The organism is uncultured Paraglaciecola sp. (assembly GCF_913020055.1).
Lineage (GTDB): Bacteria > Pseudomonadota > Gammaproteobacteria > Enterobacterales > Alteromonadaceae > Paraglaciecola.
In genome coordinates this window covers 1-11547 of sequence record NZ_CAJWCF010000122.1, presented here as the reverse complement: position 1 = coordinate 11547, position 11547 = coordinate 1, and the positions used below count along the sequence as shown (strand labels likewise).

General features: G+C 42.4%; 9 protein-coding genes. 7 read left to right on the top strand and 2 right to left on the bottom strand.

Going from position 1 to position 11547, the window contains the following annotated elements; all coding sequences use genetic code 11:
• Window positions 1-111: 111 nt before the first annotated feature.
• Window positions 112-816 (bottom strand): transposase, encoded by a 705-nt coding sequence (locus QZ488_RS19280; RefSeq protein ID WP_293751797.1) that lies wholly within the window; start codon window positions 814-816, stop codon window positions 112-114.
• A gap of 298 nt (window positions 817-1114) precedes the next feature.
• A complete protein-coding gene (locus QZ488_RS19275) occupies window positions 1115-3496 on the bottom strand; it encodes a TonB-dependent receptor (protein ID WP_293751796.1) in 2382 nt (793 codons plus the stop codon).
• A 345-nt stretch (window positions 3497-3841) separates the two neighbouring features.
• Here QZ488_RS19275 and QZ488_RS19270 point away from each other — a divergent pair, with 345 nt between their 5' ends.
• From QZ488_RS19270 to QZ488_RS19240, 7 genes are read left to right on the top strand one after another with little or no spacing between them, the layout of a single operon-like run.
• Window positions 3842-5077 carry an acyl-CoA dehydrogenase gene (locus QZ488_RS19270; protein ID WP_293751794.1) on the top strand — a complete coding sequence of 412 codons (1236 nt, stop codon included), beginning with the start codon at window positions 3842-3844 and terminating at the stop codon, window positions 5075-5077.
• Between the two features lie 29 nt (window positions 5078-5106).
• The gene (locus tag QZ488_RS19265) at window positions 5107-6339 is read left to right on the top strand and encodes a thiolase family protein (protein ID WP_293751792.1); all 1233 of its coding nucleotides are present in this window, start codon (window positions 5107-5109) and stop codon (window positions 6337-6339) included.
• Between the two features lie 9 nt (window positions 6340-6348).
• The gene (locus QZ488_RS19260) at window positions 6349-7965 is read left to right on the top strand and encodes an AMP-binding protein (protein WP_293751790.1); all 1617 of its coding nucleotides are present in this window, start codon (window positions 6349-6351) and stop codon (window positions 7963-7965) included.
• 15 nt (window positions 7966-7980) lie between these two features.
• A complete protein-coding gene (locus QZ488_RS19255; RefSeq protein WP_293751788.1) occupies window positions 7981-9093 on the top strand; it encodes a DUF5938 domain-containing protein in 1113 nt (370 codons plus the stop codon).
• Between the two features lie 59 nt (window positions 9094-9152).
• Window positions 9153-9539, top strand: a complete 387-nt coding sequence (locus tag QZ488_RS19250) for a hypothetical protein (RefSeq protein ID WP_293751786.1) — start codon at window positions 9153-9155, stop codon at window positions 9537-9539.
• A 2-nt stretch (window positions 9540-9541) separates the two neighbouring features.
• Entirely contained in the window at window positions 9542-10342 is an 801-nt protein-coding gene (locus QZ488_RS19245; RefSeq protein WP_293751784.1) for an SDR family oxidoreductase, read from the top strand.
• Window positions 10343-10382: 40 nt separating this feature from the next.
• Window positions 10383-11153: a glucose 1-dehydrogenase gene (locus QZ488_RS19240; RefSeq protein WP_293751782.1), complete on the top strand. Its 771-nt coding sequence runs from the start codon at window positions 10383-10385 to the stop codon at window positions 11151-11153.
• Window positions 11154-11547: the final 394 nt, after the last annotated feature.

Here is an 11547-nt window from a genome sequence, read left to right as displayed (position 1 = left end):
CCTATGTAAATAGTCTGGTTAACACTACTATTTTGGCGCATTGACGCCGTATTAGGGAGCGTCCATCTCATCACCCAGAATAAAAGGGTCAAGAGTTATTTTAAAAAGTTTTTAATCATTTTTGTTCTTACGCCATCCTACTGGTCTGCCACGTTTGCCTTCAATAACTCGCTTCCCTGTAAGGCTTTCGATATCCGCAAAAAAATCATCATTACCTAGAGCTAATCCCTTATTGCTGGCTTGGCGGATATCTTCTAACAACTTACCTTCGATTTGATGTGCAAACAACCCTCGATACGCTAACTGGCGCTCCCGTTCATTTCTACCAAGACGGGTATAAATAGAATGAGGTGTTAACAAGTCACTCTTCTTTCCAAGCGCATTACATTGGTAACTTGACCAAAAATAATCGCCTGGCTCATCAACCATGGAGGCTCTTACAGGGTTCATCTCTATATAGCGATAAACTTGCATTAGGTAGGTTTCTTCTTGCACCAAACAGGATTTAAAGCGCCCTTCCCATAACGTACCTGTTCGTTTATAAATTCGATTAAAATACATCACATACATTCGCCCAAGAGATTGCATCATCTGCGAAATACCATCATTACTACTTGGCGTACATAAAATATGGACATGATTGGTCATCAGCACCCATGCATGAACACTGACTTTATATTTCTTAGAATACGTTTTGAGCCAACCAACATAAGCCTGCATATCCTCTTCACAAGCAAATATCGCCTGACGATTGCTCCCTTTCTGTATTAAGTGCTCTGGCACTCCTGCACTAGAAACTCGTAGTCTTCTTGCCATTAAACCAGCCTCTTTTTATTAAAAAATATAGGAGTATAGTTCATTTAAATTGACTCTGACCCTGAGGGATCCCTTGTGAGTTATAAATTTTATTAATTGGCCAAAGTGAGATAGAACAAAAATTAGCCCCAAGGGAAGATTACTTTAAATTTTTAAGATCTCATTGTGCACACTGAGGAAAGCACCTTATGAAAATTAAAAAAAAAGATGCTCAACTAAAATTGAGTGTTATCGGAAGCCATATAAAATACAAACATAAGCTTTACCCTGTTTTCAGGGTAAAGCCTTGCTTTAAGATTTAGAACTCGTATGTAAAATCTGCACCGAAGGTCAGTGGTGACCCCACTGTGCTGTAATCAAAGCCAAAGCTACCTTGCAAGTTTATCGCATAGGTTTTTTCATCATTTTCCCCTATATTTTTAACCCATAGTGATGCTGACCAGTCATCATCTGAGGTCCAGGTTAAGTTGGCATTAGTAACCCAACCAGAATCCGCTTTTATATGCTCGTAACCGTTCAATTCATTAAAGGCAGAAAACCATTGACGAGATATATAATTAGAGTTGACTCCTAACTCCAACAAGCCATATTCAGCTTCCAGTAAAACATATTGAATGGCTACATTAAAGTTCACTTTAGGTGCATTAAACAGTTCATTTCCGCTTAGATCAACCAGATTTCCAGTACTATCATTCAATTCTAATTTTTTAAATTCAGTATCTAGCAAACCCAGACCTGCATTCACTTGTATACGCGAGGTTGGTACCCAGGTTAACTCTAGTTCTGCACCACGAATACTCGACTTATCACCATTAACTAAGAACTGTTGCACACCTATCACATTGATAAATTGCTGATCTGTATAATCATAGCTAAACAAGGCGCCATTTAAACGTAATGTGTTGTCTAGTAAATCAGATTTAAAACCTAACTCAATGGCATCTACAGTTTCAGGTTTGGCAACACTTAGCTCGTTTGAAAAAAATTGAGCACCACCATTAAAAGCACTGGCACGATAGCCTCTGCTAACTGATGCGTAATACAATATATTTTTACTTTTTTGATAATCAATACCAAGTTTTCCGGTAACTTTATTCTGGTCCCACTTCAAATTTTCAGGATTGTATGGGGTAGAAAGAAGCTCTGGGTTTATCGTTGGATTATTGGTAATGAGATCCTGAATTTTGTTACCATTATAATCCCCAAGATAGGTATTGATATCTCTCCCTTCACCTTCATCCTGAGTGTAACGAAGACCAAAGCGTAACGTTATTTGCTCATTTAAAGCGTAGTTACCATCAAAATAAATCGCAGTGCTGTTACGTTCCTGGCTATATTTTTGATCTGTTGTAAACCCAGCACTACCAGCAATTGCTGTATTTGCCGGGATTACTAACGTTTGACTTGCCAATGTAGGGTTAGGGACCCCTAACGCCTCTGTTTCTAAAAAGAAATCAAATTTATTATGTGCTTTAATTTCATCCTGATCGAAGTATAATCCAAGGATAAAGTTAAAGGCACCATCAAAATTACTGGTTAAACGGATATCTTGGCTAAATTGATCAACTTCAGATCCCCAGTCTATTTCCAGTAAACGGTAGGCTGCACCATCAGTATTAGCACTGTTTAGCCCCTTACCATTCATAAACCCAGTAACAGAAGTTAGATTATACGGACCCAAGTCCCAGTTTAACCGTAAGGTCGCACTATCAAATTCAGTTTCATATTTATTGGCCTTATTATGAGATCCTTGCCATGCATCCCAATTAGCATCGCGAGGCTGCGCCCCCATATCTACAACCATTTTGGGCGTTAAGCCATACACGCCTATCAGTGTTGCACCCAAAGCATCAAACTTGTAACTGCCAATATCGTAAGCAGGTCTGCTAACCACACCGGCTGTTTGACCATCGTTTTTACCTGAAGCTACTTTTAATAGCGCCTCGAAATCATCCTCAACATACTTTAGAGTCAAACGTATTGACTGACTCTCTGTACTAGTAAGATCATCTGCACCTGGAAAATGGTTTTTATGGTAACCATCTATGTCTGTATAGGTAAATGCGAGCCTTGCCCCTAATTTATCTTCAATAAGTGGCGTTTCAACCGCACCACTGATGTGTTTGCGACCATAGTTGCCAAGCTGCAATTTAATATTGCCAGAGGTGTCTAATAAATCAGGCGTTTTAGTAATAAAATTGATAGCGCCGCCCGTAGTATTTTTACCGTATAAGGTTCCTTGCGGTCCCCGCAAAACTTCTACACGCTCTAAATCGTAAATGGACAAACCTTGCATAAAGTTTGAACTCACCGCTACTTCATCAATATAGACAGAAACCGGTGACGCCTGGTTAGTATTGTAATCAGACATGCTCATACCACGGATAGAAAATATAGGTTGCGTTTCACCATATACTAAAGAAGATTGTAAATTAGGGATAGCAGAAGCAAGATCACTAGAAGTGTTCATTTTTAAATCTTCAATCATATCACGTGATAAGGCAGTCAAAGAAACAGGGATTTTCTGTACACTTTCGACCCTTTTTTGTGCCGTCACATTAATTACTTCAATTTCATGACCTTTTCTTTTTTCATTTTGTTCTTCTTGTTGAGCTTGAACACCTGTAGCAACAGCAAGTGCCAATGGGGCAAGCGTAAAAATTTTATTTATCTTTAACATTTTGGTTCCCTTTATAATTATAATCAGTACCTATAGGTAAAACTAAAACTAGCAAAGAGTGCTGTGATAAAAACCATCAAAAAGGATGGAAATACTACCCTCCCCCATTCTCCCCTCCAGAAGAAATCAATATAAACACAATAAATTCAGATAGATGAAAAACAGTTTAAGTCTTTTTATATTTTTCACATCGAAAAATCAAGCAACAACAAAAATGAAATCTATCCTAAAGGATGGTTACGCCAATACGTGGTATTGCTAACTTTACTAACCAGAAATCAGCACTTTTATTTTAAAAAAAAGCGTGCCAACCAATTAACAAACAGACAACATATGGAGCAACCAATGACCAGCATTTCAGGACTTTTACTAGAACCAACAGGGCTCGATGCCAACCTCAACGAAGAAGAGATGGCCATTGTTGAAGGAATCCGACGTTTTGCCAAAGAAGTACTCCGACCAGCGGGTGTTAAATTAGATAGAGTGACACCAGAAGAAATGGTCGCTCCAGACTCACTATTATGGCAAGTACTGGCTCAGACCAAAGAGCTTGGTTTGTCCTTTGGCGCGATGATGGAATTAGAGCCACTGCAACGCGCTCGCATCTTGGCACTGGCATCTGAAGAGCTCGCTTGGGGTGATGGCGGTTTAGCTGGCGCTATTCTGGTCAACCAAATGCCTGCACTTTATTCGCTCTTGGCAGGCAATCAGGAAATGGCCGACTACTGCGACGGAAAATTGGGGTGCTGGGCTATTACCGAACCGGATCACGGCAGCGATATGCTCGATGCAGATGCAGTGCTGCAATCCTCTGATGGTAATTATGGCCGCCCCAACTGTGTTGCCCGCGTAGAAGGTGACAAAATTATTATCAATGGCCAAAAATCGGCGTGGGTTTCTGGTGCTATTACCGCCCAAGTTTGTGCCCTCTACTGTCACCTTGAGGAAAACGGCACCACACGCCCTGGTATTTCAATGATAGTGCCACTCGATGCCAAAGGTGTCACCCGTGGTAAACCGCTCGATAAATCAGGCCTGCGTGCATTAAACCAGGGGGAACTCTATTTTGACAACGTTGAAATACCCCTTAGTCATATGCTTGCTGGGCCAGAAAATTATTGTGAACATGTGTACCACACCCTAGCCGAAGCAAACCTACATGTCGGCAACTTATGTGTAGGAATTGCTCGTGCAGCTTACGAGCATGCACTTGAATATGCACACGAGCGTAAACAAGGAGGTTTACCTATTATTCGCCACCAAAATGTCCGCTACCGTCTATTTCATATGTTCCGCAAAGTAGAAGCGGCCCGTGCTTTGGTTCGTCGCACGGTTGAATTTAACGCGCTATCGCCACAACCAGCCCTACAGGGCTCTATTGCCGCAAAAATAACTGGCACTCAAACAGCGTTTGAAGTGGCAAGCGACGCGCTGCAAATTTTTGGAGGCAATGGACTAACTAAAGAATACCCAATGGAAAAACTATTACGCGATGCGCGCTCAGGATTGATTGCCGATGGTTGTAACGAAATTCTCGCGATTAAAGGCGGCAGTTTATTATTTAACCCTGAGCTTGTCTAAAGCATCAAAATAAATTTTAGGAACTTAGCATGAAACATAATGCATATATTGCCGGTGTCGGCATGACGCAGTTCGGAAAACACCTCGACCGCGGGTTAAAGTCACTTACGACAGAGGCAATTATCCAAGCATTAAAAGATGCCGGACTCGAAGCCAAAGATCTCGAAGCGGCTTACATGGCCAATGCCGCTGCGGGCGTTATTGTTGGTCAAGTTTGTGTGCCAGGTGAAGTAGCACTGCGTGATATCGGCATTGGCCATATTCCAGTCATTAATATCGAAAATGCCTGTGCTTCAGCATCAACTGCCTTTAACCAAGCCTGCACCATGATCACCTGTGGATTATACGACGTTGTTTTGGCCACAGGCGCTGAAAAATTATTCCATCAAGATAAGTTAAAAACCTTCTCGGTCTTTACCGGGGCGGTCGATGTTGAAAATCTCACAGTGGTAGAACAGCAGATTATGCAGCGTGCAAAAAATGCCGGTATGGATAACGATATGGATGGCGCCGGTGCAAAAAGGTCAATCTTCATGGATATCTATGCCTCGATGGCACTGGAACACATGAGTAAATATGGTACCACCCAAGCCCAGTTTGCCGCTGTCTCTGCAAAAAACGCCTATCACGGTAGTTTAAACCCGCGAGCACAATATCGAGAGCAATTAACGGTTGAGCAGGTATTAGCAGCGCCTGAAATTATTTATCCCCTAACCCTGCCGATGTGCTCACCGATTGGCGACGGTGCCGCCGCCGTGATCCTAGTTAGTGAACGTAAAGCGCGCCAAATGGGCTTGGTAGCGCCAGTAAAAGTAGCAAGTTCGGTTCTTCGTAGTGGTTGGGACACCATAGAGGGCGATGCCAGTATCGCACAAACTTGTGCTCAGGAGGCCTACGAGGCTGCAGGAATAGGCCCACAGGATTTATCCTGCATAGAATTACATGATGCCTCGGCACCATCCGAGCTTATTTATTACGAGCAATTAGGGCTTTGTGGTGAAGGTGAAGGTGGTCGTTTTATTGAAGAAGGACACAGCAAACTTGGCGGCAAAGTGCCAGTCAATACCTCTGGCGGTTTACTGCGTAAAGGTCACCCAATTGGTGCGACCGGTATCGCGCAAATTGTCGAGCTAACCGAGCAATTACAGGGGCGCGCTGATAATCGTCAGGTTGAAGGGGCTAACGTTGCGATGGCAGAAAACGGTGGTGGCTACATTAATGGTGATGCCGCGGCGATAGTCGTTAGCATTCTGACTAAATAGAGCTTAATTATGACTAGTAGAAATGAATTAATTCTCGCGAACTTAATTGCTAACAAAGTTGAGTCCGACGCTAACCTAGATGTGCTCACTTTTGTACATATTGATAACGACCGTCAGATTGTCAGCGAAACCCGAACCTATCAGCAATTGTGGGACAACGCGCAGTGCATTGCCTCATGCCTAAACGCGCAAGGGTTAAAACCTGGACAAAGCTTTGGTTTATTGATGAAAAACCACCCCGAGTTTGTTGAAGCGATGATCGCAGCATCGATTACAGGTACGGTCTTTGTACCAATTGACCCTAGAACCCAAGGTCACATGCTAAAATATATGCTTGAATTTTCTGAGTGTCAGGGAGTAATTTGTGCCGATTATGCACTGGATAATCTCTATGCGGTAAAAGCTCAATTACCGGAAATCTCTTGGGTTATTCAATTAAACACAGGTATTCAATTGGTGGCTAATAAAGGTGCGATTAGTCTTGCCCCGATACTCCAAGCTCCGGTGCCAGATTTACCCGTCCTATCGATCGATCCTGATGCGCCGATGCAAATGCTTTATACCTCAGGCACCACTGGCAATCCTAAGGCCATCTTGTCACCACACCGCCGTTTTGGTGATGCCATTAACCTTGGGACCTTCCTCGGCCTACAACAAGGCGATAGACCTTACAGTGGCCTATCGTTAACCCATGCTAACGCCCAGATAATCACATTGGGGTGTTCGTTAAAAATGGGCTTGCGGGCTGTTATTAGCCGCAGCTTTACTAAAAGCAAGCTTTGGGATATTACCCGAGAATTTGATTGTACTGTGTTTAATTTACTCGGCGGTATGACTACAGCAGTTTACAGCGAAGCCAATAAACCAAACGATAATGACAATCCAGTTCGTTATGTGATCAGCGCCGGCATGCCAAAGGCTATCTGGAGTGATTTTAAACAGCGCTTCAATGTTGAAATTTTTGAATTTTATGGCGCTGCCGAAGGTGGCTTAACCATCAACCCAATGGGCCGAGGGCCGGTTGGCAGTATTGGCATGGCACCACCAACGCTTGAGGTTCGTATTGTCGATCAAGATGATATTGAATGCCCTCGTGGCATCGCCGGCGAAATAGTATTTCGTCATAGTGATGGTAGTACACCACATGTTGAATATTTCAAAAATAAAGCAGCCACATCAAAAAAAGTGCATTCGGGTTGGTTACGTATGGGCGACATTGGCCACATGGACCAAGGGGGTTGGTTATTTTTCCACTACAGAAAAGGCGGTGGTCTGCGAAGAAACGGTGATTTTGTTAACCCTGCCTCCATAGAAAAAGTCGTTGCCGAAAACCCACAAGTATCAGATGTTTATGTTTATGGCGTACCTGCTGCTTCTGGAGCACCTGGTGAAAAAGATATTGTTGCAGCTATTGTAACAAGTAATCCAAATGATTTTGACACGGCGCTGTTTTACGCAAAATGTAGAGAGAATTTAGAAGCAAATTCGGTGCCATCATATATACAAATCGTTGATGAAATACCGAAAACGGCTTCTGAAAAGCCGCAGGAACGATTTTTAATCGAGTTATTTGACAACCAATCAGAGCGGGTTTTTAGCTATCAAAAACCTGCTAAAAATAGTTAACAAAGAGGAAAAATTATGAGTGAACGTAAAGTATTAGTCTACGGTGCAAATGGTTATACCGGTAAATTAATTTGTGAGTCATTAGCACAACGTAATATTCCATTTTACATGGCTGGCCGTAGCATAGAGAAACTCGAAGCCGCTAAAAAGGTTATTGAGCAGCGCCATGGCAACACCGTCGATGCCGAGTTTGCTATTGCCAGCAACAATCCAACAGAACTAAGACCTATTTTTGCCAAGGTCGATATTATTATTAACGTATCGGGTCCATTCATGCAAATTGGCTGGCCGATTGTTGAAACAGCACTTGAGCAAGGCTGTCACTACATTGACACCACCGGTGAGCAAGACTGGACTGCGGCGATTAATGAAAAGTACGGCCAAGCCTTCGCTGATAAAGAATTATTACTTTGCCCTGCTTGCTCATACATGTGGGCGGCTGGTTCGATTGCCTCTGAAGTGGTACTTGAAACCCAAGGCGTTGATAGCCTGGATCTAGTCTACCAAATTGATCACGGTTTACCGTCTGAAGCATCAACCAAATCTTTTTTGCGCATGGTGTGCAACGATGTCTCTCAATACTACCTTGAACTGAATGAGTTAAAAGCCTGGCCTAACGATCAAATAATTCACGTTTCCCTACCTCATCGTAATGCAGTTTTAGGGGCGCATCCTTGGGGCGGCGCTTGTGAACCCATTTGGTACCAACATGATCCGCGCGTGCGTAACTGTAAAGTAGTTACCGCTATGGGCGAACATTTAATTGGTCCTGTTATCGAAGCGATTAAAGCCTTTAATGAGCATGCCGCTCACTTGCCTCAAGCTGAACGTGAAGCATTCACCAATGAAATGGGTAATCAAATGGATAGCGGGGAGCCAGCAAAAGATGATGTTGATGTGCAACGCAGTGTCATTGTTTGTCATGGTCAAGGACGTCAAGTCACCACCACATTTGTGATGAACCTGTCGGCTCCTTATACCTGGACTGGGGATATTTGCGCTGAAGCAGCAGAGCGAATTTTAGCAAACAAACTAAAAGCTAACGGTTTCCAATCACCCGCTAAAGCCTTTGGTCACCGTGAGTTACTCACTCGCTTCCATGAGCGTGGTTTTATTAGCCTACCTTAAGAGAAGTAATCAAAGAAAGCCGTCAATAGCGGCTTTCACTAGACGCACAGGAATAAACAATGAACTCCAACCCAAAATTATTTTTTTCGGCAGCAATGTTTAATTGGTTTGTTGCCTTAGTCTTTCTGTTTTTCTACCAGTCAGCTTTTAAACTATTGGGCATTACCCCCATTCCTGACAATCCTATTTACTTGCATTTATTTGCCATATTAGTAGCAATGTTTGGTTGGGCTTATTACCAAGCGGGTACGGATTTCACTGCCAATCGCAACCTGATTGAACTTGGAACGATAGCCAAAATAGTCGTTTTCTTACTCCCTTTTGGTTATTTTTTAGTGGGCTTGATCTCGTGGCAATTACCCTTATTGGCTTCGGTAGATTTACTGTACGCCTTGCTATTTATCCGTGCGCTTAGAGCACAAAAACTAATAATCACGAAGAAATAATAATGAGAAATTCATTTAATCTTGATGGAAAAGTTGTACTGATTACTGGCGCTGCATCAGGCATTGGCGCCAAGTGCGTAGAAGTAATGGCACAGTGTGGGGCCAAAGTAATGGCTACAGATATTGATGAGCAACAAGGTCTTAAAACAGTCGCTGAATTTAAAACTCAGGGCCTTGATGTTGTGTTTTGCCAGCATGACGCAAGCAGCTCTGATGATTGGGATAAAGCAATCGCTGCAACATTAGCGCAATTTAATAGACTTGATATTTTGGTCAATAACGCTGGAATATACATTGGTGGCACCTTGCTTGAAAACAACTTAGAACAATTACGACTCCTAAATAAAATCAATATCGAATCAATATTTTTAGGTATGAAAGCTGCCGCTACGGTTATGAAGCCAGGTGGCAATGGCGGTTCGATTATTAATCTGTCATCTGTTGCTGGCCTAATTGGCGTATCCGGCCACAGTGCTTATGGCGCAACTAAAGGAGCAGCCCGATTGTACAGTAAACATGCCGCAGTGGAGTTTGCCCAATTAGGTTATGGCATTCGGGTTAATTCAGTTCACCCCGGAGTTATCGATACCGAAATGGGCGGACAGGTATTCCAAGATCTTGTTGATATCGGTTTAGCATCAAGCTTTGGAGAAGCAAAAAATATAGTCATCGGTATGACGCCACTGGGTCGTTTAGGTAAAAGTGAAGATATTGCCTCAATGATAGCCTTTTTATCTTCTGATGCTGCGAGCTTTATTACCGGCGGAGAGTTTGTTGTTGATGGAGGCCTGACAGCCGCTTAAAACCCCACACAATCATCTAATAATATAAAGGAAAAATAAAATGAGATTGACCAACAAAATTGCATTGATAACGGGTGGTGCATCAGGTATTGGTGAAGCAATGTGTCTGCGCTTTGCTCAAGAAGGTGCAACAGTCATTGTTGCAGACATCGCCAAAGAGCAAGGTTTGACACTTGCTCAAAACATTAACCAACAAGGTGGTAAGGCATTATTCATTAAGCTTGATGTCAGTCAACAATCTCAATGGCAAGTGGCCATTAACCAAATTGTTAAGCAATATGGTCAACTCGACATTTTAGTGAATAATGCGGGCATTGCTATTCCAGGTACCGTGGAAGATTGCACCCTAGCAGATTGGCAACGTACACAATTAGTTAACAGTGATGCAGTTTTTATTGGTACGCAAATAGCCATTAAAACGATGAAAGCGGCTGGTGGTAGCATTATTAATGTTTCATCTATTGAAGGGATTATTGGCGAGCCAAAAGCGGCCGCTTATAATGCCAGTAAAGGTGCTGTACGTATTTTCTCAAAATCAGCAGCCCTGCACTGCGCGCAAAGCGGTTATAACATTCGAGTAAACTCACTGCACCCTGGTTATGTGGCTACGCCACTTATTGCCAATGCAGTTGCCTCGATGCCCGAATCCGATGCACTTGAGTTCCAACAACGTGTACTGGCTAATATCCCGATGGCACGTATGGCCCAGTCAAGTGAGATTGCATCAGCCGCATTATTTTTAGCATCAGATGATGCCAGCTATATGACGGGCTCAGAACTTATTATCGATGGTGGTTACACCGCGCATTAATAATTAATCCTTCATCGGTCACTAATTAGCGCACTTCAACCCAACAGAAGACGTAGAGTAATAGTGAAAAAAGTTCAAGCTATCACCATTAGTACAAATTCGTTAGGCATAAGTACGCTGCCTATAACCAAAGAATATAGATTTGGAAAGAAGGGTTAATAGCACGAATCCATTTTCAGCTTGCGAGAATTATTATAAAGTTAAACGTAGTGATGCAGTTTTAATTATTTTGTCTCATGTTAATAAACATATGCGACTTTTACTTGCCAATATAATTAGCCTATTATTAAATCAGAATAAAATAAAAAAATAATAATTAAAAAGGCTATGTTTTTGTAAACTGTTGCAATACTGTATATAATTACAGTTAATAAGGAGGTGGTCTATGATCCCA

Excerpts from the sequence above, each read along its gene's own strand:
- QZ488_RS19280 (WP_293751797.1), bottom strand. The coding sequence starts at position 816 with ATGGCAAGAAGACTACGAGTTTCTAGTGCAGGAGTGCCAGAGCACTTA.
- QZ488_RS19275 (WP_293751796.1), bottom strand. The coding sequence starts at position 3,496 with ATGTTAAAGATAAATAAAATTTTTACGCTTGCCCCATTGGCACTTGCT.
- QZ488_RS19270 (WP_293751794.1), top strand. The coding sequence starts at position 3,842 with ATGACCAGCATTTCAGGACTTTTACTAGAACCAACAGGGCTCGATGCC.
- QZ488_RS19265 (WP_293751792.1), top strand. The coding sequence starts at position 5,107 with ATGAAACATAATGCATATATTGCCGGTGTCGGCATGACGCAGTTCGGA.
- QZ488_RS19260 (WP_293751790.1), top strand. The coding sequence starts at position 6,349 with ATGACTAGTAGAAATGAATTAATTCTCGCGAACTTAATTGCTAACAAA.
- QZ488_RS19255 (WP_293751788.1), top strand. The coding sequence starts at position 7,981 with ATGAGTGAACGTAAAGTATTAGTCTACGGTGCAAATGGTTATACCGGT.
- QZ488_RS19250 (WP_293751786.1), top strand. The coding sequence starts at position 9,153 with ATGAACTCCAACCCAAAATTATTTTTTTCGGCAGCAATGTTTAATTGG.
- QZ488_RS19245 (WP_293751784.1), top strand. The coding sequence starts at position 9,542 with ATGAGAAATTCATTTAATCTTGATGGAAAAGTTGTACTGATTACTGGC.
- QZ488_RS19240 (WP_293751782.1), top strand. The coding sequence starts at position 10,383 with ATGAGATTGACCAACAAAATTGCATTGATAACGGGTGGTGCATCAGGT.